The 23174-nt window shown below is 60.8% G+C and carries 24 protein-coding genes; 19 read left to right on the forward strand and 5 right to left on the reverse strand.

The window, feature by feature from the left end; all coding sequences use genetic code 11:
* Positions 1–78: 78 nt before the first annotated feature.
* Positions 79–735, forward strand: coding sequence for a Crp/Fnr family transcriptional regulator (locus ACXHRN_RS08400; protein WP_488641862.1), 657 nt, complete (start codon positions 79–81; stop codon positions 733–735).
* On the opposite strand, the gene cydC is transcribed toward ACXHRN_RS08400, so the two are convergent.
* Both cydC and cydD read right to left on the reverse strand, forming a co-directional pair.
* Positions 692–2380, reverse strand: coding sequence for a thiol reductant ABC exporter subunit CydC (cydC, locus tag ACXHRN_RS08405; protein ID WP_488640864.1), 1689 nt, complete (start codon positions 2378–2380; stop codon positions 692–694). The two genes, ACXHRN_RS08400 and cydC, sit on opposite strands and share 44 nt — an antisense overlap.
* Entirely contained in the window at positions 2377–4137 is a 1761-nt protein-coding gene (gene cydD, locus ACXHRN_RS08410) for a thiol reductant ABC exporter subunit CydD (RefSeq protein WP_488640865.1), read from the reverse strand. Before cydD ends, cydC begins: the two co-directional genes overlap by 4 nt.
* 144 nt (positions 4138–4281) lie before the next feature.
* Here cydD and ACXHRN_RS08415 point away from each other — a divergent pair, with 144 nt between their 5' ends.
* The 15 genes from ACXHRN_RS08415 (at position 4282) to ACXHRN_RS08485 (ending at position 18145) form a co-directional block, all read left to right on the forward strand.
* Positions 4282–5859, forward strand: coding sequence for a cytochrome ubiquinol oxidase subunit I (locus ACXHRN_RS08415; RefSeq protein WP_488640866.1), 1578 nt, complete (start codon positions 4282–4284; stop codon positions 5857–5859).
* Between the two features lie 13 nt (positions 5860–5872).
* Positions 5873–7018, forward strand: a complete 1146-nt coding sequence (gene cydB, locus ACXHRN_RS08420) for a cytochrome d ubiquinol oxidase subunit II (RefSeq protein ID WP_488640867.1) — start codon at positions 5873–5875, stop codon at positions 7016–7018.
* A 12-nt stretch (positions 7019–7030) separates the two neighbouring features.
* A complete protein-coding gene (gene cydX, locus ACXHRN_RS08425) occupies positions 7031–7180 on the forward strand; it encodes a cytochrome bd-I oxidase subunit CydX (protein WP_488640868.1) in 150 nt (49 codons plus the stop codon).
* Positions 7180–8523, forward strand: coding sequence for an oxygen-independent coproporphyrinogen III oxidase (gene hemN / locus ACXHRN_RS08430; RefSeq protein ID WP_488640869.1), 1344 nt, complete (start codon positions 7180–7182; stop codon positions 8521–8523). Before cydX ends, hemN begins: the two co-directional genes overlap by 1 nt.
* Before the next feature lie 198 nt (positions 8524–8721).
* Positions 8722–9561 (forward strand): cyclase family protein, encoded by an 840-nt coding sequence (locus ACXHRN_RS08435; RefSeq protein WP_488640870.1) that lies wholly within the window; start codon positions 8722–8724, stop codon positions 9559–9561.
* Positions 9561–9911, forward strand: coding sequence for a cupin domain-containing protein (locus ACXHRN_RS08440; RefSeq protein WP_488640871.1), 351 nt, complete (start codon positions 9561–9563; stop codon positions 9909–9911). The genes ACXHRN_RS08435 and ACXHRN_RS08440 overlap by 1 nt, the downstream gene beginning before the upstream one ends.
* Positions 9908–10714, forward strand: coding sequence for an SDR family NAD(P)-dependent oxidoreductase (locus tag ACXHRN_RS08445; RefSeq protein ID WP_488640872.1), 807 nt, complete (start codon positions 9908–9910; stop codon positions 10712–10714). The genes ACXHRN_RS08440 and ACXHRN_RS08445 overlap by 4 nt, the downstream gene beginning before the upstream one ends.
* Entirely contained in the window at positions 10714–11625 is a 912-nt protein-coding gene (locus tag ACXHRN_RS08450) for a 3-hydroxyacyl-CoA dehydrogenase family protein (protein WP_488640873.1), read from the forward strand. The genes ACXHRN_RS08445 and ACXHRN_RS08450 overlap by 1 nt, the downstream gene beginning before the upstream one ends.
* Before the next feature lie 43 nt (positions 11626–11668).
* Positions 11669–12955 (forward strand): ABC transporter substrate-binding protein, encoded by a 1287-nt coding sequence (locus ACXHRN_RS08455; RefSeq protein ID WP_488640874.1) that lies wholly within the window; start codon positions 11669–11671, stop codon positions 12953–12955.
* Positions 12956–13018: 63 nt separating this feature from the next.
* Entirely contained in the window at positions 13019–13753 is a 735-nt protein-coding gene (locus ACXHRN_RS08460) for an ABC transporter ATP-binding protein (RefSeq protein ID WP_488640875.1), read from the forward strand.
* Complete coding sequence (locus ACXHRN_RS08465) at positions 13746–14450, forward strand: ABC transporter ATP-binding protein (protein WP_488640876.1); 705 nt, start codon at positions 13746–13748, stop codon at positions 14448–14450. The genes ACXHRN_RS08460 and ACXHRN_RS08465 overlap by 8 nt, the downstream gene beginning before the upstream one ends.
* 5 nt (positions 14451–14455) lie before the next feature.
* On the forward strand, positions 14456–15322 hold the full coding sequence (locus ACXHRN_RS08470) for a branched-chain amino acid ABC transporter permease (RefSeq protein WP_488640877.1): 867 nt from the start codon (positions 14456–14458) through the stop codon (positions 15320–15322).
* Entirely contained in the window at positions 15319–16332 is a 1014-nt protein-coding gene (locus tag ACXHRN_RS08475; protein WP_488640878.1) for a branched-chain amino acid ABC transporter permease, read from the forward strand. The genes ACXHRN_RS08470 and ACXHRN_RS08475 overlap by 4 nt, the downstream gene beginning before the upstream one ends.
* Positions 16333–16369: 37 nt before the next feature.
* Positions 16370–17308, forward strand: coding sequence for a 3,5-dioxohexanoate:acetyl-CoA acetone transferase (gene kce / locus ACXHRN_RS08480; RefSeq protein ID WP_488640879.1), 939 nt, complete (start codon positions 16370–16372; stop codon positions 17306–17308).
* 66 nt (positions 17309–17374) lie between these two features.
* The gene (locus ACXHRN_RS08485) at positions 17375–18145 is read left to right on the forward strand and encodes an IclR family transcriptional regulator (RefSeq protein ID WP_488640880.1); all 771 of its coding nucleotides are present in this window, start codon (positions 17375–17377) and stop codon (positions 18143–18145) included.
* On the opposite strand, the gene ACXHRN_RS08490 is transcribed toward ACXHRN_RS08485, so the two are convergent.
* The 3 genes from ACXHRN_RS08490 to ACXHRN_RS08500 all read right to left on the reverse strand — a co-directional run bounded on the left by ACXHRN_RS08490 (position 18132) and on the right by ACXHRN_RS08500 (position 20713).
* Positions 18132–18542 carry a RidA family protein gene (locus tag ACXHRN_RS08490; RefSeq protein WP_488640881.1) on the reverse strand — a complete coding sequence of 137 codons (411 nt, stop codon included), beginning with the start codon at positions 18540–18542 and terminating at the stop codon, positions 18132–18134. The genes ACXHRN_RS08485 and ACXHRN_RS08490 overlap by 14 nt on opposite strands.
* Positions 18529–19656: an LLM class flavin-dependent oxidoreductase gene (locus ACXHRN_RS08495; RefSeq protein ID WP_488640882.1), complete on the reverse strand. Its 1128-nt coding sequence runs from the start codon at positions 19654–19656 to the stop codon at positions 18529–18531. The genes ACXHRN_RS08490 and ACXHRN_RS08495 overlap by 14 nt, the downstream gene beginning before the upstream one ends.
* Before the next feature lie 145 nt (positions 19657–19801).
* Positions 19802–20713, reverse strand: a complete 912-nt coding sequence (locus tag ACXHRN_RS08500) for a LysR family transcriptional regulator (RefSeq protein ID WP_488640883.1) — start codon at positions 20711–20713, stop codon at positions 19802–19804.
* A gap of 206 nt (positions 20714–20919) precedes the next feature.
* Here ACXHRN_RS08500 and ACXHRN_RS08505 point away from each other — a divergent pair, with 206 nt between their 5' ends.
* The 3 genes from ACXHRN_RS08505 to ACXHRN_RS08515 are packed head-to-tail and all read left to right on the forward strand — an operon-like array spanning position 20920 to position 23124.
* Entirely contained in the window at positions 20920–21306 is a 387-nt protein-coding gene (locus ACXHRN_RS08505) for a Rid family hydrolase (RefSeq protein ID WP_488640884.1), read from the forward strand.
* Between the two features lie 46 nt (positions 21307–21352).
* On the forward strand, positions 21353–22141 hold the full coding sequence (locus ACXHRN_RS08510; protein ID WP_488640885.1) for an alpha/beta fold hydrolase: 789 nt from the start codon (positions 21353–21355) through the stop codon (positions 22139–22141).
* Between the two features lie 8 nt (positions 22142–22149).
* Entirely contained in the window at positions 22150–23124 is a 975-nt protein-coding gene (locus ACXHRN_RS08515; RefSeq protein ID WP_488640886.1) for a quinone oxidoreductase family protein, read from the forward strand.
* The last annotated feature ends 50 nt before the right edge of the window (positions 23125–23174 follow it).

Here is a 23174-nt window from a genome sequence, read left to right on the forward strand (position 1 = left end):
AAATTGCAGGTCCACGACGATCACTGTCTTGAACACGCTAAGAAGCGTTCTGTCTGCGCGCGCTGCACCGTCCGGCAGATGGCGCTGTGCGCCGGCGAGGCCGATATCGAACGCCTCGAGAAAATCATGCGCACCAAATCGCTTGCCGTCGACGAGTTGCTCATCGAACAGGGAGCGCCTCGCCGCCAGGTCTATACGCTGACCAGCGGCATGCTGCGCCTCTACAGCGAGTTGCCGGATGGCCGCCGCCAGATTTCCGGCTTCCTGCTGCCCGGTGACTATCTTGGGCTTGCTGACGAGGAAAACTATTCCCAGACGGTGGATGCCGTCGTTCCCTCTACGCTCTGTGCCTTCCGGGTGCGCGACATGGACGAGTTGATGGAAGAGTCTCCGGCGCTCAGGGACCGGCTTTATGGCCTGACCCGCGATGCGCTGCGTCAGGCGCGCGATAGCCAGATGATGCTCGGGCGGCTTGCGCCGGTCGAGAAGCTTGCGAGCTTCCTGCTGCTGCTATCGGCGCGGCTGGAAAAGCATGGGCTGGTCGCCAACCCGGTGCAGCTATCGATGAACCGCACCGATATCGCCGACCATCTCGGCATGACGATCGAAACCGTCAGCCGCAGCTTCACCAAGCTCAGGATGCAGGGGCTGATCCATCTGCCCGAGCCGCATGTCGTGGAGATCTGTAGCGTCAGGTTGCTGACGTCAGTGGCCGGTATGGATCTGTCGCACTGATCTTGCCATTCCTCATGTCGTAAACCATGTCGACGCTGCCTTCGGGCAGCGCGGCGTGGGTTGATATGACCACGGTGCGGTTCGCTGTCAGGCTGACGAGGTCACCGAGAAAGGCAAGTTCCGTCTGCCGGTCGAGACCGGAGGTCGGTTCGTCGAACAGCAGAATTTCAGCTTTCGACAATAGCGAACGGGCAAGGCACAGGCGGCGCGCCTGGCCGACCGAAAGCGTCGCCCCGAATTCGCCGACATAGGTGTCAAGCCCGCCGGGCAGCGCATGCACGAGGTCTGCGAGGCGAACATCCGAGAGCGCCTGCCACATTTCGGCCTCGCTGGCTTTGTCATTGCCGATCAGCAGGTTGTCGCGGATCGTTCCCATGAAGACATGACTTTCCTGGGTCATCAGCGCGATACGGTTGCGCAGATGGGTAAGGCCGAGTTCCCTGATATCCACGCCACCAAGAGCGATCGTACCGCTGAGGGGATCATGTAGCCGGACAAGCAGGCTCAGCAATGTCGATTTGCCCGAGCCGCTGGGGCCGATGACGGCCACGCGCTGGCCAGCTTCCACAGTCAGGTTGATTCCGCGGAGGACCTGCTTTTGTGCCGGATAGGCAAAACCGACATCACGAAATTCAAGGTGGGAACTCGCGGGCAACGGCTTGGGCGAGGCACTTTCGACGACAGCGGCTGGTCCGCCTGCCAAAGCATGGATACGACCGGCGGCGGCAATGGCCGTGCTGAAGCGCGCCACGCTGCGGACGATGGCATTGGCTGCCTCGAAGCTGGCGATTGTCGCCAGCAGCAGTCCGACAAGCCATGGTGCGTCAATGGTGCCCTGACGATAGGCCGAGATGCCGAACCACAACACACCAACCAGTGCCGTACCAGCAAGCGCCTGGATAGCAGCAGAGGCTGCGGCGCCGCGAAAAGCTAGCTGCCGCTTGCTGGTGCTGAGGTCGTTCAGCGCGCGCGCCAAATTCTGCTCGGCAAGATCGACTTGACCGAGGGCAACGAAATCCTTGTGGCCTTCAATGCCCTGCAGGACACGAACCCGGGCATCAGCGGATCGGGCGACAGTTTGCGCCCCTAGGCGGCGGGTACAGACCACGAGGACGAGAGGCACGGCGAAGATCGCCAGTCCGAGCGCCACGATGTAGATCGCTGCGGCGGCCGGGGCCACGGCGATGAGCAGGATCGACATGACCACGGCGATCAAGATCGCCGTCAGGAACGGGCCGACGGCCACCAGGAAAACAGTATCGAGTGCGTCGATATCGGCGGTCAGGCGGCTGATCAGGTCGCCATGCGCAAGCGAGCGATCGGCAATCGGCAGCCTCGGGAACAGGCGTCCGAACAGCCAGCCGCGCAGGTCGGCGAGCAGTCTGAGCGTCGCATCATGGCCCACCAGCTTTTCGCCATAGCGCGAGAGGATACGCACAAGCGAGAGGCCGCGGATCAATGATGAGGGGCCGAAGAGATTGAAACTTGCCGCTGCCGTGGTCAGTGCCGCCGCCGTCAGGAACCAGCCGGAGACGCCCAGCAGGAGCAGGCCGGCGAGCAAGGTGATGGCTGCCAGACCAAGCGATAGCGCCAGCAGCTTCCATTGCAGCGCGTAGAGGGGGGCGAAGGCGAGGAGCGCTTTCATGCTGCGAACTCCTCGGTAGTCGTGAGTTTCGCAGCTTCCCCACCTAGAGACTCGATCTTGCCGTCCTTGATGCGGAAGACATGATCGAAGCGGGCAGCGAGCGTCGCGGAATGTGTGGAGATCAACATGGTGCGACCAGTTGCAAAGTGCTTGAGAGCATCGATCACGCGTATTTCGGTGTCGGGATCGAGATGTGCCGTTGGTTCGTCCAGCAGGATCAGGCGCGGATTACGCAGGAACAATCGAGCCAGGCCGACGCGGTGCGCCTCGCCGCCGGAGAGGCCAAGGCCGCGCTCGCCTATCGAAGTGTCGAGGCCGAGTGGTAGGCGGTCGGTGAAATCGAGCACATGCGCCTGTGCCGCCGCTTTACGAACCGCATCGTCGGTCGCTTCAGGATCGGCAAAGCGAACGTTCTCGGCGATCGTGTCGCCGAACAGAGTTGGGCTTTGGCTGATGTAGGCGACCTGCTGGCGGAGATCGGATTCCGCAATGGTTTGAATCGGATGCGGGCCGATCTCAATCACCCCCGTGAAGTCGCGCAATCCGGCAATCGCATCAAGCAGGCTCGATTTGCCGATGCCGCTTTCGCCGAGAATGACGGCATGTGTTCCGGCGGGCAGATGCAGGGATGCGTGATCGAGGATGGTGCGTTGTTCGTCCGGCGTGCTTAGCGTCAGGGCGCGGATATTCAACGCCGTGGTCCGAGGTTGCGGCTTGTTTGCAGCGGTCACCGCTATCTGCGGACTTGCATCCAGTTCGCCGAAGCACGCCGTGATCTCCGAGATCGCCGCCTTTGCCGATTGCTTGTCGTGGTAGTGCGCAGCAAGCAGTCGGAGCGGCTGATAAACTTCCGGCGCCATCAGCAGGCAGAACAGTCCGGCGCCCAGACCGAGTGGCGTTACGCGCAGATCGACAAACCCGAGATAGGTGAGACCGACGTAAAGCGCCACGCCCGCGACGCCGAGTGCCGCGAAGAACTCGAGGACCGCGGAAGACAGGAAGGCGATACGTAGCACCTTGAGACTGCGACGGCGCAGGTCGTGGCTGGCGTCGAACACATCGCGCGTTTCGGTCTCTGCGCGCCCGAATAGATTGAGGGTCACGATACCGCGCAGCCTGTCGGCAAACAGGCCCGAAAGCCGGGTCATGGCGTCGGCCTGTTGCCGGGAAGCGGCCTCCGCGCCCCAGCCCACCAAAGCCATGAACAGCGGAATGAGCGGGGCCGTGACGAGAAACAATAGACCGACCACCCAGTCAAACGGCATGACGACGACTGCAAAAGCCACAGGGAGTAAGGCGGCCTGGATCATGGCCGGCAGGAAGCGGGCGAAGTAACCGTCCAGAGCCTCCGTCTGGTCGACAATGACAGCGCTCAGCGCGCCGGACGAGCGCGTTGCCTTCCAATCGGGGCGATGTCGCATCAGTGAGCCGAACAGCTCGGTGCGCAGCGCGGTCTTGATCCGCTCACTTGCGGCTATACCAGCGGTTTCGCTTGCAAGGTTCAGGACTATCCTGATGGCGATCAGGCAGAGCAGGCCGAAGGTGAGGGGAGCCAGCGTTTCAATGCTTGCAGCGTGAGTGATTGCAAGATCGAGAATGTGCGCGAGCAGATAGGCCTGGCCCACCAGCAATCCACCCGAAATCAGCGGCAACAGGCAGGCGATACGCAAGGCGCTGCCGCCCGATTTGCCAAGTCGTTTCAGCCATGCGCGTTCACTCACGGCCTTGTCGTCCAGCGATGAATTTAGATCTGCCATGCCAGCCCTTTCACATGCATCTGGTCTTTATGGAATAGGCGCGCGTGAGGTGCATTGATTGAAATCAATGCGAATTGGCACGGTCGAGTTTACGACTCGACACATCGTCGGCGGAGCGCCGGATGTTTGCATGGGACCTTTGATATGATCGACATGACTGTAGTGGATCTGGCGCGGTGGCAATTCGCGGCCACTGCGCTTTATCATTTTCTCTTTGTGCCGCTCACCATCGGCCTCTCCGTGATGATGGCCATCATGGAGAGCACCTACGTCATGACCGGCCGGGAAGTCTGGCGTCGCATGACGCTGTTCTGGGGCACGTTGTTCGGCATCAACTTCGCCATGGGCGTGGCGACCGGCATCGTCATGGAATTCCAGTTCGGCATGAGTTGGAGTTACTACAGCCACTATGTCGGTGATGTCTTCGGTGCGCCGCTCGCCATCGAGGGGTTGATGGCTTTCTTCCTCGAAGCAACCTTTATCGGCCTGTTCTTCTTCGGCTGGGACCGGCTTTCGAAGGTAGGCCATCTCATGGTCACCTGGCTGGTGGCTTTGGGCACCAACTTCTCGGCACTGTGGATCCTGATCGCCAATGGCTGGATGCAAAATCCGGTCGGCGCGACCTTCAATCCCGATACGATGCGCATGGAAGTCTCCGACTTCCTGCATGTTGTCTTCAATCCGGTGGCACAAGCGAAGTTCGTTCATACGGTCAGCGCCGGTTACACGACCGGCGCGATGTTCGTCATGGCAATCAGCGCCTGGTATCTGCTGCGGGGACGGCATGTCGATATGGCCAAGCGCTCAATGGCGGTGGCAGCGAGCTTCGGCATGGCCGCGGCGTTGTCAGTGGTCGTGCTCGGTGACGAGAGCGGATATGTCGCGACCGAACACCAGAAGATGAAGATCGCTGCGATAGAAGCGATGTGGGAGACCGAACCCGCCCCCGCTGGCCTCACGCTGTTTGCCATTCCCGGCAGGGACGGCAATCGCTTCGAGGTCAAGATTCCCTGGGTGCTCGGGTTGATGACCACCCGCAGCCTCAACACCGAAGTGCCGGGCATCCGGTCACTCGTCGAACTCGCCGAAAAGCGCATCCGCAACGGTATGGTGGCCTCGGCGCAACTCGATGCCGTCCGCGCCAATCCCAAGGACCCGGCGGCGCGCGAGGCTTTCGCCCAGAACTGGAGGGACCTCGGTTACGGCCTGCTGCTCAAGCGCCACCGAACCGATATCGGCAATGCTACGCCGGAGCAGATCCAGAAGGCGGCGCTCGATACGATCCCGAATGTCCCGGTGCTGTTCTGGACCTTTCGCATCATGGTGGCGATGGGCCTCTATATGATCGCATTCTTCGCTGTCTCGCTGGTGCTGAGCAGCTTGCATAAAATCGGCGACTATCGGACTTTCCTCAGGATCGCTTTCATCAGCCTGCCGGTGCCGTGGATCGCCATCGAAGCCGGCTGGATCGTCGCGGAATATGGCCGTCAGCCCTGGGCAATCGAAGGCGTGCTGCCGACATTCTACGCGGTCTCGGGTCTGTCGGTCATGGACCTGGCGATCAGCCTGACCTTCTTCGTCACGCTCTACACGGCGCTGTTCATCGTCATGATCTTCCTGATCGTCAAGACGATCAAAGCCGGACCCGCAGCCCATTCGGGCCTTCCGAGCGATGGCGACGAAAGCGCCCTTCCCAACGCTGCTCCAGCACATCAACGATAAGCGAGATAGAACAATGGACACGATACCTCTCGATTATGAAACTCTACGGCTTATCTGGTGGCTGCTGCTTGGCGTCTTGCTCATCGGCTTTGCGGTCATGGACGGCTACGATCTCGGCGCCGGTGCGCTGTTGCCATTCGTTGCCCGCACAGACGAGGAGCGCCGTATCCTCGTCAATCTCGTCGGACCGACCTGGGAAGGAAACCAGGTCTGGCTGATCCTCGGCGGCGGCGCGATCTTTGCCGCGTGGCCGGCGCTCTATGCCGTGTCGTTCTCGGGCTTCTATCTTGCGATGCTCATCATCCTACTGGCGCTGATCCTGAGGCCGGTAGGGTTCAAGTTTCGCGGCAAGCTTAATAACCCGCGCTGGCGCAATTTCTGGGATTGGGCGCTGTTTGTGGGCGGCTTCGTTCCGGCACTGATCTTCGGCGTGGCGGTCGGCAATGTGCTGGTGGGCGTGCCCTTCAATCTCGATGAAACCTTGCGGCCGTCCTATGCAGGCAATTTCTTTGGCCTGCTCAATCCCTTCTCGCTGCTCGCTGGTCTCGTCAGTGTCGCCATGCTGGTCAGCCACGGTGCGGCGATGATCGGTCTGCGCACCGAGGGACCTGTTGCCCGGCGCGCCAAGCAATATGGCCGCATGGCGGCGTTGGCGACGATCGTGTTGTTCGCGCTTGCGGGTCTCTGGATTGCCTATGGCATCAGCGGTTATGTCGTCAGTGGCGTGCAGGACGTTGCGGGTCCGTCCAATCCTCTGGGAAAAGTCGTTACTCTGGCTACGGGCGCCTGGATTGCCAATTACGGTTCGCATCCATGGATGATCACGGCTCCTGTTCTTGGCTTTGCCGGCGCTCTACTCGCCTTCCTGGGCTTCGCGCGCATGCCGTGGCTGACATTGCTTGGAACGACATTGGCGATTTTCGGCATCATTTCGACAGCTGGTGTTTCGCTCTTTCCCTTCCTGCTGCCGAGCTCACTCAATCCGAATGTCAGCCTGACGGTGTGGGATGCATCCTCCAGTCATCTGACGCTGTTCGTCATGCTGTTCGCAACTGCGGTCTTTCTGCCGCTGATCCTCGCCTACACGGCCTGGGTCTACCGCGTGATGCGCGGCAAAGTTTCGGCGGACACGATCTCCACCAACCCCAACGCCTACTGAGGAGAGCAAATCATGTGGTACTTTTCCTGGATACTCGGCGTCGGCCTAGCCTGCAGCTTCGCCATTCTCAACGCAATGTGGTTCGAGATGCGCGAGGACCGCATCAACGCACGCAAGAACGCACGCAAGCCCGCCAAGGCGCGCAAGGCCGGAGAACACTAATGAGCGTCGCGGCAGAAACCCTTCAGCGCTATGCGGTGCTGCCAGTGCCGCGCTACACGTCCTATCCGACGGCGGCGGAGTTCGGCACCGATGTCGGTGGCGCGGAGCATGCAAAATGGCTCGACGCTCTGCCGGCGGGCCAGCATGTGTCCGTCTACCTGCACGTGCCATATTGTCGGGAGCTCTGTCACTATTGCGGCTGCCACGCCAAGGCGGTGCATCGCGACCACGTGCTTGATGCTTACAGGCAGGCGTTGGAGGGCGAAATCGCTCTTGTTGCGGCGCGCACAAGGGGGCGCTTGAAGGTGGCGCGCATCCATTGGGGTGGCGGTACGCCAACCAGTCTCGGGGCCGATGGGCTGGCATCGGTACTGGAAGTGCTCGGCGAGCATTTCGATATCGAGGCCGAGATCGAGCATGCGATCGAGCTCGACCCTCGCACCGTCGATGAAGCGATGGCGCGTGACCTCAAGGCGCTCGGCGTCAACCGCGCCAGTCTTGGGGTGCAGGATGTCGATCCGCTGGTACAGGCCGCAATCGGGCGCATCCAGCCGTTCGAGGTCGTCGAGGCGGCGGTGGCGTATCTGCGGGATGCCGGCATCACGAACCTGAATTTCGACCTCATTTACGGATTGCCCCTGCAGACGGTCAGATCGTTGACCCGCAGCGTGGCCGCGGTGACGCGATTGGCGCCGGACCGGATCGCCTGCTACGGCTATGCGCATATACCCTCGCGGCGAGCAAACCAGCGGCTCATCGATCCGCGCGACCTGCCGGATGCGGCGGCGCGTATCGAGCTGGCGCGTGCGGTCGCTGATGCCTTTCTCACAAACGGCTATGAGGCGATTGGCATCGACCATTTCGCCCGGATGACGGACCCGCTGTTGGCCGCCTCTTATCAAGGCCGCCTCAGACGCAATTTCCAGGGCTACACCGATGACGACAATGATGTGCTGATCGGCTTGGGCGCCTCGGCGATCTCCAAGCTGCCGGGCGGCTATGCCCAGAACATATCCGACAATCCGCGCTATTGCCGCCTGATCGGGGAAGGGCAACTGGCAACGGTGAAGGGGCTGGCACTGACCCGCGCCGATGAGATCCGTAGCTTCATCATCTCCCAACTCCTCTGCAATTTCCGGGTCGACCTCAAAGGGACAGGATCGGGCGAGGACTTTTCCGACGAGATGGCGCTGCTCCGCCCGCTGGTTGCGGATGGCATCGTCACGGTCCGTGACCGTGTGGTCGAAATGACCGAAGCGGGCAGGCCGGTGGTGCGTGTCGTGGCTGCGGTCTTCGATCAATATCGCAAGCAGGTCACGGGCAGTTTCAGCCCGGCGATCTGAAAGATCTATCTTCAAACTAAGCCTCAAGTCCGTGAGAGACCTCGCTATAGCGGGGTCTCTCATACCATCAAAAATCATCCTTGACAAAAAACGATACAGATGTACCGTATTGAAATACACGGCGCTCTGGGAGGAGTTACCCAACTTTTGATTTGAAGGCTACGCAAGCGCTGTGCGCTTGCGAGGGAGGAGTTTTGCATGTCTATCACGGTGCGCGGTATTGAATTTCAGGACAATCTCGACAACCCGATGGGGATCGAGTTTTATAATCTGTCGCATCGCTTTGGATACCAGTGCCCCAATTGGCCATACTTCCGCGACGTCCGTATCGAGCGCATGCACTACATGGCCAAGTCCGGTGTGCTGAGCCAGACCATCACGACGACGATGCATGTCACGACCCACATCGATGCGCCGGCACATGTGGTGCAGGGCACGCCATTTATCGATGAAGTGCCGCTGCCGCATTTCTTCGGCTCGGGCATCGTCGTGTCGATCCCGAAGAAGAAGTGGGAACAGATCACCTATGACGATCTCGAGAAGGCCTGCGGCAAGTCGATCCGTAAGGGCGATGTGCTGGTCATCAACACCGGCTGGCACAAGGTCTATGAGGATGGCGACTACTTCGCCTATTGCCCGGGCTTCGTGCCGTCCGCTGCCGACTGGATGATCGAAAAGGGCGTCAAGGTTGTCGGTCACGACACCCAGGCCAACGACCATCCGCTGGCAACCGCGATCGGTCCGCAGCGCAACGGTCCGCTGCTGCCGCATCTCGCCGAGGAATACAAGCAGTGGTCCGGCGGCGTGGACTGGAAGGATGCGTTTCCAGAATGGGAGCCCGTGCACCAGAAGATTTTCAAGGCGGGTATCCTTGGCATCGAGAATGTCGGCGGCGACCTCGATGCGGTCACTGGCAAGCGCTGCACCTTCGCTTTCTTCCCGATCAACTGGGATCGCGGCGACGGCTGCATCATCCGGCTCGTGGCGATGATCGACAAGGGCCAGAATTACCGCATCGAAAAAGGCGAGGCATTCTGATGCACGTCAAGCGCTTTGCCGAGGCGAAGCCCTATGATGCGCCCAATCACCGCGGCGTGGTTGGCCTGCGTCTGCAGGGTTTCGAAGATGCCGGACCCAAAAACCAATGGGTAGGCCTGTCACAATTCCTGCCCGGCGCTGGCGCCGGTCCGGATTCCACGCCGTTCGAGAAGGTGTATGTGGTGCTCGAAGGCGAGATGACTGTGATTGTAGACGGCAAGGAGACCGTGCTCGCAGCCTATGACAGCGCGACGATCCCGCCCGGCGAAGTCCGAGAGATAGTCAATCGTTCGAACCATGTCTGCAAGATGCTGGTCGTCATTCCTTATCCACCGGGAGTTTCGCCATGACCGACGGCGATGTCATACGCAATCCGCTCGCTTTGTTCGATATCAGGGGCAAGGTGGCTGTGGTTACGGGTGCCTCCGGAGCCTTCGGCGCATTGGCCGCACGTATCCTGGCGGGCGCGGGGGCCAAGGTCGCACTTGTGGCCGGCAACGCCTCGGCCCTTGCCGAGACTGAAGCCGCCTGCAAGGGGGTTGGCGCGAAAACGCTTACGATCAATCGTCGTCCGTCCGACGAAGCGTCCTGTGAGGCGATCATCGCCGATACTGTCGCTCGCTTCGGGCGGCTGGACATTCTCGTGGTTGCGTCTGGCAAGAACGATGTGTCGAAGATCACCGAGATGGCGCCAGAGCGGTTCCTCGACGTGATGGATGCCAATGTCACGCAGAGCTGGCTGATGGCGCGTGCCGCTGGCAAGCAGATGCTGGCGCAGGGGGAAGGTGGCAAGGTGGTGCTGATGTCGTCGGCGCGCGGGCTTCTCGGCCATCCCGCCGGCTACACCGCCTATTGCGCCTCCAAGTCCGCTGTCGATGGGATCACCAGGGCGCTGGGCTGCGAATGGGGACCGACCGGCATTACCGTCAATGCGATTGCGCCGACCGTTTTTCGGTCACCGCTGACGGCCTGGATGTTCGAGGACACCGACAAGGCGCAGGAGGTCCGCAAGGGCTTTCTCGCGCGCGTGCCAAAGGGTCGACTTGGTGAGCCCGACGATCTTGCCGGTCCGCTACTGTTCCTGACGTCTCGCGCGTCGGATTTCTACACCGGCCACACTCTCTATGCCGATGGCGGCTACACGGCGGGGTGATGATGGCTGGGAAAGAGAAGATCGCCGTCATCGGCGCTGGCCTTATGGGCCACGGCATAGCGCAGGTATTTGCGGTTGCTGGCCACAGCGTCAAAGTTTTCGACGCCCATCGACCGGCGCTCGACAGCCTGCGGGGACGGATCGCCAAGAACCTGGCCGATCTCGAGTTGCCGACCGGGGCGGAGGAGCGAGTGTTGGGGCATGCTGATCTTGGTGAGGTGGTGGGCGACGCCGACGTCGTCATCGAGGCTGCACCAGAGAAGCTTGAGCTGAAAAGGTCGATCTTTGCGGATCTGGTCAGGCATGCGCCCGCCACGGCAATCCTGGCTTCAAATACCTCGGTTATCCCAATCACCGAGATTGTCGGCGATCTCGCCACGGCTTACCGCATCCTCGGGACGCATTGGTGGAACCCGCCGTTCCTCGTGCCGCTGGTCGAGGTCGTCGGAACCGCAAGGACCTCGCCGGATGTCATAAGCCTGATGGTTGATCTGCTCGCCTCCGTCGGCAAGACGCCCGTGCGTGTCAAGAAGGATGTCGCAGGTTTCGTCGGCAACCGGCTACAGCACGCGCTGTGGCGTGAGGCCATCGCCATTGTGGCGGAAGGCATTGCCGATGCAGAGACCGTCGACACGGTTGTGAAGGCAAGCTTCGGCCGACGGCTCGCGGTGCTGGGGCCGCTCGAAAACGCTGATCTGGTCGGCACCGACCTGACGCTCGACATCCACAATGTCGTGCTCAAGCATCTCAATCGCGACATCGAGCCGTCATCCTATCTTTCTGGCCTTGTGAGAGAGGGAAAACTCGGGATGAAGTCCGGGGAAGGGTTCCGGTCCTGGTCCGAGGACAAGGCGCAGGCGCTGAGGGCGCGCGTCTATCGATATCTCAAGGAATTCAAGCCTATCGAATAGAAATCGCATAGCAATTCAATTGGTTGATCAGGGAGGAGAAACCATGACGATGAATATCAGAGGACTGAACGGCGTCTCGCGTCGCACCTTTATGAAAGCCGGCGCGATGGCGTTGGCCACGCCCGCCATCCTGCATTTCACTCGCGCCTATGCCGATACCCCGAAATTGAAGATCGGCCATGTCAGTCCGCGCACCGGGCCACTGGCGGGCTTTGCCGAAGCCGACGACCATATTCTCGCGGGCATCAACAAGGCGCTCGCCAACGGCATCGAGAACAACGGCAAGAGCTGGGCAATCGAGATTATCTCGAAGGATAGCCAGTCCAATCCCAATCGCGCGGCCGAGGTCGCTGCCGAACTGATCCTCAAGGAAGAGGTCGATATCATCGTCGCGGCCTCGACACCCGATACCGTCAACCCGGTCTCGGATCAGGCTGAGGCCAACGGCACGCCCTGCATCACCACTGATTGCCCATGGCAGCCCTACTTTTTCGGCCGCAACGGCAATCCCGAGACCGGCTTCGAGAACACCTACCACTTCTTCTGGGGCCTGGAGGACGTGATCGGCGCATTCCTGTCGCTCTGGGACCATCCAGGCGTGAAGAAGGACGTCGGCGGGCTTTTCCCCAATGATGCCGATGGCAATGCCTGGGGTGATGCGGAGCGTGGTTTTCCGAAGCCGCTGTCTGGCGCGGGCTACAAGCTCACCGATCCCGGCCGCTACCAGCCGCTGTCTGACGATTTCACGGCGCAGATCTCGGCGTTCAAGGCGGCGGGTGCGGAGATCGTCACCGGCAACATGATCCCGCCGGACTTCGCGACATTCTGGAGCCAGTCAGGCCAGCAGGGTTTCAAGCCGAAGATCGTCACCATCGGCAAGGCACTGCTGTTTCCGGCGGTGATCGCGTCACTTGGCGATCGCGGCGTCGGGCTATCGTCGGAGATCTGGTGGACGCCCAATCATCCGTTCTCCTCGAGCCTGACGGGCGATAGCGCAAAATCGCTCGCCGAGGGTTATGTATCAGCGACATCGAGGCCGTGGACGCAGCCAATCGGGTTCAAGCACGCCCTTTTTGAAGTGGTGGCCGATGTGGTCAAGCGCGCCGGTGATCTCGAGGACAGCGCTGCTATCGTCGAGGCGATCAAGGCGACCAGCATGAAGACCATTGTCGGCCCCGTCGACTGGTCGAAGGGACCCGTCAAGAACGTTACCAAGACGCCGCTGGTCGCCGGCCAATGGCAAAAGCAGAACGGCAAGATGGAGCTGGTGATCACCACCAACAAAACGGCGCCGGAAATTCCTGTGGGCGGCGAATTGCAGCTGCTTTGAGCATGTGCTCTTCTGGGGAGCCGGGCGAGGAGGTCCGGCTTCTTATTCATTCAAGGGCGGACCATGGCCATTCTCGAAATCGAAGATGTATCGAAGCGATATGGCGCGATACAGGTGACGGATCATGTCTCGTTGTCGCTGGAGCCGGGCGCGGCGCTGGGGATTATCGGCCCGAACGGCGCCGGCAAGACGACTTTGTTCAATCTGGTAGCCGGCACGGTGCGGGCGGATGCCGGCACGGTGCGCTTCGATGGCGGGGATGTGACACTGCTGCCGGCGCGTTCGCGCTGCCACCGTGGCATCGGACGGTCGTTCCAGATCCCACATCCTTTCATCGGGATGACGACATACGAGAATGTGCTGGTGGGTGCCGCCTTCGGCCGCCGCAAGTCGGAGCGTGACAGCGAGGCATACGCCGTCGAAGTGCTTGAACTCACCGGGCTTGCCCGCAAGGCCAATGTTCTGGCCGGCCAGCTGACCCTGCTTGAACGCAAGCGGCTGGAGCTGGCGCGCGCGCTCGCAAGCTCGCCGAAGCTCCTGCTGCTTGATGAGATTGCAGGTGGCCTGACCGAGCCCGAATGCAAGCAACTGATCGAGACGATCAAGACCGTGCGCAGCCACGGCGTGTCGATCATATGGATCGAGCATGTGGTGCATGCGCTGCTGGCCGTCGTCGATCGCATCGCCGTCATCGATTTCGGCAAGAAGATTGCCGAAGGGGAGCCGCAGGCGATCATGGCGAGCCCGGAGGTTGCGGCGATCTACATGGGCATCGAGGGGGAGGCAGCGCATGGCTGAGACGATCCTTAGGGTGCAGGACCTGAAGGCTGGTTATGGCGACTTCCAGGCCCTGTTCGGCATCAGTCTCGAGCTCAAGTCCGGGGAGGTGCTGTCGCTGATCGGCGCGAACGGCGCCGGAAAATCGACGTTGCTCAAGGCGATCACTGGCCTCGTGTCCAGCAAACCGGAGATGATCTCCTTGCGTGGCCAGCCGATCGGCGGCATGCGTCCTGACAGGATCGCCCGGCTGGGCATCGCCATGGTGCCGGAGGGGCGACGGCTCTTTCGTTCTTTGACTGTCGAGGAAAACCTGATCATTGGCGGTGAACGCGCGCCTGCCGGGCACTGGACACTCGAGAGCATCTACGCGCTGTTTCCGATCCTGGCCGAGCGGCGCAACAATCCCGGCACGGCGCTGTCGGGTGGCCAGCAGCAGATGGCGGCCATCGGCCGGGCGCTGATGGCCAACCCCGAGATCATCCTGTTCGACGAGATCTCGCTCGGTCTCGCGCCCGTGGTGATCAAGGACATTTATGCGGCGCTGCCGAGTATCGTGGCGACCGGCGTCTCCGTTGTGCTGGTCGAGCAGGATGTGTCGCGCGCCTTGGGTGTCGCCGACCAGTTCATCTGCATGCAGGAAGGCCGTGTCTCGCTTGCGGGCGCGCCTTCGGATTTCAATCGCGCGGAAATTACCGCCGCATATTTCGGAACGTGATCGCCATGGATTGGATCAATGCCATCACGCAGGGAATATTGCTGGGGGGACTATACGCGCTCTTTGCGGCAGGTCTCTCGCTGATCTTCGGCGTCATGCGCCTCGTCAATATCGCCCATGGCGATCTGATCGTGCTGGCCTCTTACGTCGCACTGGTCATCGTCCAGCTGACCGGCCTGCATCCGCTGGCCTCGGCTGTGCTGGTGGTGCCGATCATGGCGATCATCGGATATCTCATGCAGCGCTTCCTGCTCAATCCGACCATCGGCAAGGACTTACTTTCGCCATTGCTGGTGACGTTCGGGATTTCAGTCATCCTGCAGAACGGCCTGCTGGCTGGCTTCACCGCCGACAGCCGGCGGCTGACCGCCGGGTCGATCGAAACCGCGAGTGTGCATCTCGTTCCGGGTCTCAGCATCGGCGTGATGCCGCTCATGATGTTCATTGCGTCGGTATTGGTCATTTTCGGGCTGGAATGGGTGTTCTTCCGCACACGCCTGGGCCGCGCCTTCCGCGCGACATCCGACGATGGGGAAATCGCCCAGCTGATGATGCTGGACCGCGGCCATATCTTCGGCATGGCCATGGCACTGTCGGCCGCCGTGGTGGCGATTGCCGGAGTGTTTCTGGCGATCAGGACGAATTTCGATCCATCGTCCGGGCCGTCGCGACTACTGTTCGGCTTTGAGGCCGTCATCATCGGCGGGCTCGGCAACCTATGGGGTACCTTGGCCGGGGGCATCGTGCTGGGTGTTGCACAGGCCATCGGTGCGCAGATCTCGCCGGGCTGGCAGATCCTTGCCGGTCACATCGTTTTCTTCATCGTGCTGGCGGTCCGGCCGCAGGGCCTTTTCCCGAGAATGGACGGATGAGCATGGCTTTCCAGATCGAACGATCCACCCGAACCAGCCGTATCACCGCCGTTCTTGCACTGCTCGCATTCGTGGCGCTGGTGGCCGCACCCTGGTTGATGGGACGTGCCAGTGTCCGGCTGCTTGGCGAGGTCTATTCCTTCATCGCGCTGGCCACATTGTGGAACCTGCTGGCCGGCTACACCGGTCTGGTATCCGTGGGGCAGCAAGCCTATGTCGGCTTTGGCGGCTATGCGCTGTTTGCTCTGTGCGTTTTTTTCGGCGTCCATCCGCTGCTGGCGATCGTGATCGCCGGGCTTTTGGGCGCTCTGATCGCCATTCCGATCGCGCCGCTGCTTTTCAGGCTGCATGGTGCCTATTTCGCGATCGGCACCTGGGTGTTTGCAGAGGTGCTACGGCTCGGCTTTGCGCAGGTCTCGACACTCGGCGGCGGGTCGGGCACATCACTTCCGACATCGGTCGTTTCGGCGATGGCCGGCAGCCGTGCCTGGCGGGAAATCATGATCTACTGGACGGGCCTGGCGCTGGCCGTTGGTGCACTCGTCTTCGTCATCCTGCTGCTGCGCTCGCGCACCGGGCTGGCACTGACGGCGTTGCGCGACAGCCAGATCGCCTCCGAAAGCCTAGGTGTCGACGGCTGGGTGACCAAGTTCGGTGTCTATGTGGCGGTCGCCGCATGCACCTCGATGGTTGGCGCCTTCATCTTCCTGCAGAAGCTGCGCATCTCGCCAGACGCCGCCTTCAGCGTCAATGACTGGACGGCCTATGTGATCTTCATCGCCGTCATCGGCGGCATCGGCACGATCGAGGGACCAATCATCGGCACGATCCTGTTCTTCGTGCTGCGCGAGACGCTGGCGGATCTCGGTACCGTCTATCTGATGGTGCTGGGTGCGGTAGCAATCGCCGTGATGCTGAAAGCGCCGCGCGGTCTCTGGGGTATCTTTGCCGAGAAGACCGGAGTTTCACTCGTACCGATCCGGCGCCGGGTGATGTTCGAAAAGCAATGAGAGCCGCTCTGCGGCAGACTGACATAAGGACTTGGACATGGCAGACATCTCGAAAAAGGTCATCATCACTTGTGCGGTAACCGGCGGCATCCACACGCCGACAATGTCCGACGCGCTGCCTTTCACGCCGGACGATATCGCCCGCCAGTCGATCGAGGCGGCGGAGGCAGGCGCATCGATCCTGCACCTGCATGCGCGTGATCCCAGGGACGGGCGGCCGACGCCCGATCCCGCGGTGTTCATGCAGTTCCTGCCGCGCATCAAGCAGGCGACGGATGCGGTGATTAATGTCACCACCGGCGGCGGACTCAACATGACGGTCGAGCAACGGCTGGCCGCGCCCCTGATCGCCAAACCGGAAATGTGTTCGCTCAACATGGGCTCGATGAATTTCGGCATCTACCCACTGGCGGACCGTTACTCCTCGTTGAAATACGACTGGGAAGAGCCGTATCTGCGTGGAACGGACGATTTCATCTTCCGCAACACATTCCGCGACATAGAACGAATTCTGAAGATGCTGGGCGAGGAGCATGGAACGAAATTCGAGCATGAATGCTACGATGTCGGCCATCTCTACAATCTAGCACATTTCGTCGATCGCGGCTTGGTCAAGGGTCCGTTCTTCGTACAGATGATCTTCGGCATCCTTGGCGGCATCGGGCCTGACATGGACAATCTCATGTTCATGAAGCGCACGGCCGACCGCCTGTTCGGCGCGGACTATCGCTGGTCTGTGCTGGCGGCAGGACGCTTCCAGATGCCCTTTGCGACCCAGAGTGCGATGCTCGGCGGCTCGGTGCGGGTTGGCCTCGAGGATTCGCTGCATATCGGCAAGGGCAAACTTGCCTCATCCAACGCCGAGCAGGTTTCCAAGGTGCGGCGCATCCTTACCGAGCTTGGCCACGAGATCGCCACACCGGCGGAGGCCCGTCAAATACTCGGTCTCAAGGGCGGCGACCAGGTTGGTTTCTGATCTGATCTGGATCGCCGGGCATATTTCTTGTAGTCGGCATCACCGACGCATTACGAAGGCACTGAGATGGCAGACAAAGACGATGGCGACAGCAAGGCAGGCATTCAGGTCATTGCGCGTGCGGCCGCCATCCTGAGAAGCCTCAAGAACGAAAACGACGGCCTGAGCCTCGGCCAGATCGCCGATCGTGTCGACCTGCCGCGCTCGACGGTGCAGCGCATCGTCAACGCCTTGCAGGCCGAGCAGTTCGTCATTGCCGCGAGCCCGGAGCGCGGTATTCGCCTCGGGCCCGAACTCGGGGCGTTGGCCGAGGCGGCGCGGATCGATGTGCTTGAAATGCTGAGGCCCTACCTCGTTGATCTCGCCCGTCGCACCAAGGAGACGGTCGATCTTGCCGTCTTGCGTGGCAAGCGGCTGATCTTCGTCGACCAGATTCCGGGTACGCACCGACTGCGCACGGTGTCCTTCGTCGGCGAGACGTTTCCGCTTTGCGATACGGCCAATGGCAAAGCCTGCCTCGCCAAGCTTGGCGACACACAGATTCTCAACCTCTTGGCGCAGGAGCGGCCGGCGGCGGCGTCCGATCCCGCCGAGGCAGAGGCGTTCATGCGCGAAATCGAGGATGTCCGTGCCTCCAACATCGCGTTTGATCGCAACCAGCATACCGAGGGTATCTCGGCGGTGGGTGCTGCATTCTACAATCTGCAGGGCGATCTCTATGCGATCTCGATCCCCACGCCCAGCGCGCGTTTTCGCACGCACGAGAAGTCGCTGGTCGAGCAACTCGACCGGACGCTGAAGCAGATCGTCGCGCTTGAGATTTTCAGGGCGAACTGAAGACCGCGCTGTCTGCAGGCAACATGACGATCACTTCGATTTCCAGCATCAGTTCCGGATCGGCGAGCCCGGTAACCTGTATGTAGGTGCTGGCGGGCAAGGGGACGTTGCAGAAGAAGGCGATCCGACCTTTGTGGATCGAAGGTGCGAGGCCACGCTCGGTGACATAGGTGGTGGTCTTGACGATATCGGCGGGCGTCGCACCAAGGCCTTCGAGCGCCAATTCGATATTCTTGTAGACCTGCGCCACCTGCGCATCGATATCGCCAGCGCCCACGACATTACCATTTTCATCCCAGGCGACCTGGCCGGTGAGGAAGATTGGTGTGCCGGTCCGGGCGATGGCGTGATTATAGAATGTCTGCTGTTTCAATCCTTTCGGATTAATGACGGGCATCGGCGCCACCATGCTGATGAGTGAATGCCGTGGTCATCACACCGGCGGCCTCCAGCCCGGCAACCACTTCCGTGCCAATCGTTTTGAGGTCGTCGATGAAATCCGGCACGATGACGGTCATGCCGTCGAGGTCGGCATTCTTGATGATGTAGGCGAGCTTGTCGGCGATGGTTTCCGGTGAGCCGATCACCGCCGCCTGGCTCATTGAACTGCGCATGTTGCCCTGGTCGATGAAGCGGTTGGCCATGGTGTTTTGCTTGAGACTCGGGTCGGACGAATATTCGCGCGTCTGGTTGTCGAGCGCGATGACGTCGACTCCGGAATTGTAATAATCGACGCGGTCCTGGGCTTCCTTGTCGGTGGCGCCGGGAACGATGGTGAACAGGCCGTAAGTCTTGAAATCGTTGCGACCCATTTCGCGGGCGATTTCCTTGGCGCGCAGGCCGGTCTTGACGAAGTCGTCACGGTTGCTGCCGAGCAGGAAACTGCCCGTGCAGTTCTGAACCGTGAAGCGGAAGCCGCGATCAGAGGCGCCGGCGCAGATGATTGGCGGTGCCGTCTTCGGCTTGGGGTTCGACATGCAGTCTTCAAGCTTGTAGAACGTGCCCTCGTGATTGACCCGATCTTCCGTCCAGAGACGCTTGGCGACTGTGATCCACTCCTCGGCCAGCGCGTAGCGGCCCTCATGATCGAGATCGCGCCAGAGGCCCATCTGTCCCTGATCGGCTGGGTTGGAACCGGCCACCAGATTGAGACCGAAGCGGCCGCCGGAAATCTGGTCTAGTACCGCGGCCATCTTGGCGACGATTGCCGGGTGGAAGATCATCGTGTGCACGGTTCCCCAGACACCGATGCGGCTTGTCGCTTCGGCGAGGCCGGACATGGTGGTCAGCGACTCGAGCGTGAAATCCCAATGCTGGCTCGGGCCGCCATAGCCGCGCCACTTCGCCATCGAAAGTGCGAAATCGAAGCCCAGCTCCTCGGCCAGCAGCGTCACCTGCTTGTTGTATTCATAGGTAGCCGGCAGTTGCGGTGATGTGGTCGAGGTGATCCAGCCGCCGTTGCCGACGGGGATGAACACGCCGAGTTCCACAGATTTCCCCTGAGCTGTCATTTCTCTCAATTCCCTTATTCTTCTCGACTGCGCATCGCTGTCCTTGAGCATGACGCTAGCAGCAAAATTCTCTCTGACGTAAACGAGTTTGGTCTATGTCGCGTTGCCTGTTTGGCAACGGTGGGAGCAACGCCAGCGGCCTGACTTAAGGAAAGCGTCCCTGCGCCGCTGATGTGAATGCCTTGTTGATCTTCTTGAGGAATTCGTTGGCCGCATAGGAAAGCCGCCGGTCACGATGGACGCAGACTGCAGATGTCGCATCGGCAAAATCGGCGTCATGGATGGGGATGGCCTTGAGCGAACCGTCGCGGATTTCCTTGCGGGCGGCGAGTGCGGGGCCGACAGCCAATGTCTTGCCGGTCAGCGCCATGGTCTTGGTAAGCTCGAGATTGTTGGACGAGACCAGCACGTCGGGCGTCAGACCCTGCCGCGACACCGCCTTGTCGAAAAGCTGGCGAAGCCCGAAACTCGCAAACGGGATGGAGATTTGCTGGCTGCAGACCTCGGCGAGCGTCACGCTTTCGCGGTCGGCAAACGGATGGTCCTTGCCGGCGAGACACATCACCGGCTCGGAATATTGCGCAACGATCTCGATTCCCGGCCGGTTTTTGACGTTGTAGACGACGCCGATATCCGCCTCGTCGCGAATGATGGCTTCGATGATCCGGTCGGTCGACTCGGAAAACACCGAGAACTTGATGGCCGGAAAGCTGTCGTTGAATTCCGAGATCACGCGCGGCAGAAAATCGAGGATCAGGCCCTCGATCACCCAGATTTTCACCTCGCCCTGGCGCAGGCCCTTGAGGTTCTTGATGCTATCTTGCACCCGTTCCAGGTCGCGGAACATGTGGCGCGTGTAGCGCTCCAGCATCAAGCCTGCTGGCGTCAACTGGATGCCGGTATTGGTACGCTCCAGCAGCAGCGTGCCGAGGCTGTGTTCGAGAATGGCGAGCTGCCTGGATATTGCCGACGGCGCGATATGCAGCCGGTCGGCGGCACGACGGATGGAACGGGTCTCGGCCACTTCGTTGAAATATCGATACGTATTGAAATTCATCTGGCGTCATCACTCCGGAAATCTCTTCCCCAGTGAAACGCAAATTCCATGCCATGGCTGCTTCGGTTTGTGTTGCCGAGCAGGCAACGCGCCATCCCTCAATCTGATTTACGCATCCGTCCGGGACTTTGTTAGAAAGCGATCAAAGGCGCCTTTGCTTGCAACCGCCGCCGAGCCCATCAGCATCGAACGAGGACCCACATATCATGACGGTTGAAATCATTGTGCCGCCGCAAGCCCCGCCGCCGCTCGCGCCCTATAGCTCTGCGACCAAAGCCAATGGCATGATCTATGTTTCGGGCACGCTGGCCATGGATGTCAATGGCAAGATTCTGGGCGAAGGCGATGCCCGGGAACAGACCCGTGTTGTGCTGGAACTGATCAAATCTGCCATTGAGACTGGTGGCGGATCGATGGAAACAGTGGTTTTCAACCACATCTTCCTCAAGGATCTCGCCGACTACGCAGCGATGAACGAGGTCTACGCATCCTACTTCCCCGTCCACCGGCCGGCGCGCTACACGATCCAGACGCCGCTTGTTCGCGAGGCATTCCTGGTTGAGATCGCCACGATCGCCGCGGTGAAAAATTAGGCGCATTCAACCATCGATACGTGCATTTGATAAGGAGTGCGCTCACATGGCGATTGCGTCTGTCGGCGGAACTGACGTCTTCTACGAAATCACCGGCGAGGGGCCGCCGGTCATCCTGGTTTCAGGCCTTGCGGGCGTGGCCTCGTATTGGGAGCCCAATGTCGTCGAGCTCGCCAAGCATTATACCGTGCTGCGCTACGACCACCGGGGCACCGGCCGCAGCACACGTTCGGAGCAGACCTATAGTATCGAATTGCTGGCAGATGACCTGATCGGCCTGATGGATGCGCTCCATATTGAAAGAGCTTCATTGGTCGGTCATTCCACCGGCGGCGCAATCGGGCAGGTGATCGCGGCGAAATCGCCTGAACGGATCGAAAAGCTCATTTTGTATGCAACTTGGGCAACTCTCTGCCCGCAAATGAAAATGTGCATGGATTTGAGGCAGACGGTGTTGCGGGCGGAAGGTCCGGCGGCGTTCCACCGCGCCTCGCCCCTATTTCTTTATCCCCCCAGATACGTCTGCGAGGCCTGGGACCGGATCGAGCAGGATCTCGAGATCAATGTCAGCAATTCGACGACGCCGAGCATTCTCGACGCACGTATCGACGCGGTGACGAGTTTTGATGGGCGTCCCTATCTCGGCAGCATTGCCGCACCGACACTGGTGCTGGTCGCCCAAGACGATATTTTGACACCGCGATTGGTGTCCGAGGAACTACACGAAGCCATAAGAGGCGCCGAGTTGATGGTGCTCCCTTACGGTGCTCACGCCGTGTCCTATTGCGAGCCAAGGGCTTTCAACGATGCGGTCATTCCATTCCTGAATTATTGAGGTCGACAATGAATTACGGCGCTTTCAAATTTACCGCGACCGGCGGACCTGAGGTTCTGACATGGGTCGAGGCAGAGGTTGCCGCTCCTGGACCAGACGAGGTGCTGATCGAGCATGGCGCAGTCGGCGTCAACTACATCGACATCTATCATCGCACCGGCTTTTACCCCCTGCCGCTGCCGAGCGGCCTGGGTGTTGAAGGTGCAGGCACGGTCAAGGCGGTCGGCAGCAACGTGAAGCATGTCTCGGCCGGCGACCGCGTCGCCTATGCCGGTGGTCCTCCGGCAGCGTATTCCACTGGTCGTCTGATCCCGGCGGGCCGCGTGGTAAAAATCCCCGATGGCGTGTCTTTCGAGGTTGCAGCGGGCATGCTTTTCAAGGGGTTGACGGCGCAATACCTCATCCATGCCGCCTACCCAGTGAAATCGGGCGAAACCGTGTTGCTTCATGCTGCCGCCGGTGGTGTCGGTAGGATTGCCGCACAATGGCTCAAGCACATCGGCGCTACTGTCATTGGCGTCGTCAGCACTAACGAGAAGGCCGCGATTGCAAAGGCCGCCGGGGCTGACCACGTTATCGTCGACACTGACGGTTCCTTTGCACCCAAGGTGCGCGAGATTGCTCCGAACGGTGTAGATGTCGTTTATGACTCGGTGGGCAAGACGACGTTTGCGGGTTCGCTCGACAGTCTCAGGCAGCGCGGCATGATGGTCAGCTTCGGTACGTCCTCCGGACCCATCCCGCCAAACGATGGCGGCATCTTCGGCGCCAAGGGCTCGCTCTATTTCACCCGACCTTCGATCGCGCACTACATGGCGCGCCGCGACCAGCTGGAGCCGGGTGCTGCAGCGCTGTTCGACATGCTGCAAAACGGCGTTGTGACGGCAGACAAGATCACCACCTACAAGCTCGCAGACGCGGCACAGGCACAGGCGGATCTCGAGGCCCGCAAGACCGTCGGCTCGCTGGTGCTGACAGTCTGAGAACGACATTTCGCCGCCCGCAAAATGCGGGCGGTCTCCAAACCGCTGGG

This window comes from Shinella sp. OV683, from assembly GCF_057787725.1.

Coding starts and splice junctions, on each gene's coding strand:
- ACXHRN_RS08400 (WP_488641862.1), top strand. CDS start 79: ATGGCGCTGTGCGCCGGCGAGGCCGATATCGAACGCCTCGAGAAAATC.
- cydC (WP_488640864.1), bottom strand. CDS start 2,380: ATGAAAGCGCTCCTCGCCTTCGCCCCCCTCTACGCGCTGCAATGGAAG.
- cydD (WP_488640865.1), bottom strand. CDS start 4,137: ATGGCAGATCTAAATTCATCGCTGGACGACAAGGCCGTGAGTGAACGC.
- ACXHRN_RS08415 (WP_488640866.1), top strand. CDS start 4,282: ATGATCGACATGACTGTAGTGGATCTGGCGCGGTGGCAATTCGCGGCC.
- cydB (WP_488640867.1), top strand. CDS start 5,873: ATGGACACGATACCTCTCGATTATGAAACTCTACGGCTTATCTGGTGG.
- cydX (WP_488640868.1), top strand. CDS start 7,031: ATGTGGTACTTTTCCTGGATACTCGGCGTCGGCCTAGCCTGCAGCTTC.
- hemN (WP_488640869.1), top strand. CDS start 7,180: ATGAGCGTCGCGGCAGAAACCCTTCAGCGCTATGCGGTGCTGCCAGTG.
- ACXHRN_RS08435 (WP_488640870.1), top strand. CDS start 8,722: ATGTCTATCACGGTGCGCGGTATTGAATTTCAGGACAATCTCGACAAC.
- ACXHRN_RS08440 (WP_488640871.1), top strand. CDS start 9,561: ATGCACGTCAAGCGCTTTGCCGAGGCGAAGCCCTATGATGCGCCCAAT.
- ACXHRN_RS08445 (WP_488640872.1), top strand. CDS start 9,908: ATGACCGACGGCGATGTCATACGCAATCCGCTCGCTTTGTTCGATATC.
- ACXHRN_RS08450 (WP_488640873.1), top strand. CDS start 10,714: ATGATGGCTGGGAAAGAGAAGATCGCCGTCATCGGCGCTGGCCTTATG.
- ACXHRN_RS08455 (WP_488640874.1), top strand. CDS start 11,669: ATGACGATGAATATCAGAGGACTGAACGGCGTCTCGCGTCGCACCTTT.
- ACXHRN_RS08460 (WP_488640875.1), top strand. CDS start 13,019: ATGGCCATTCTCGAAATCGAAGATGTATCGAAGCGATATGGCGCGATA.
- ACXHRN_RS08465 (WP_488640876.1), top strand. CDS start 13,746: ATGGCTGAGACGATCCTTAGGGTGCAGGACCTGAAGGCTGGTTATGGC.
- ACXHRN_RS08470 (WP_488640877.1), top strand. CDS start 14,456: ATGGATTGGATCAATGCCATCACGCAGGGAATATTGCTGGGGGGACTA.
- ACXHRN_RS08475 (WP_488640878.1), top strand. CDS start 15,319: ATGAGCATGGCTTTCCAGATCGAACGATCCACCCGAACCAGCCGTATC.
- kce (WP_488640879.1), top strand. CDS start 16,370: ATGGCAGACATCTCGAAAAAGGTCATCATCACTTGTGCGGTAACCGGC.
- ACXHRN_RS08485 (WP_488640880.1), top strand. CDS start 17,375: ATGGCAGACAAAGACGATGGCGACAGCAAGGCAGGCATTCAGGTCATT.
- ACXHRN_RS08490 (WP_488640881.1), bottom strand. CDS start 18,542: ATGCCCGTCATTAATCCGAAAGGATTGAAACAGCAGACATTCTATAAT.
- ACXHRN_RS08495 (WP_488640882.1), bottom strand. CDS start 19,656: ATGACAGCTCAGGGGAAATCTGTGGAACTCGGCGTGTTCATCCCCGTC.
- ACXHRN_RS08500 (WP_488640883.1), bottom strand. CDS start 20,713: ATGAATTTCAATACGTATCGATATTTCAACGAAGTGGCCGAGACCCGT.
- ACXHRN_RS08505 (WP_488640884.1), top strand. CDS start 20,920: ATGACGGTTGAAATCATTGTGCCGCCGCAAGCCCCGCCGCCGCTCGCG.
- ACXHRN_RS08510 (WP_488640885.1), top strand. CDS start 21,353: ATGGCGATTGCGTCTGTCGGCGGAACTGACGTCTTCTACGAAATCACC.
- ACXHRN_RS08515 (WP_488640886.1), top strand. CDS start 22,150: ATGAATTACGGCGCTTTCAAATTTACCGCGACCGGCGGACCTGAGGTT.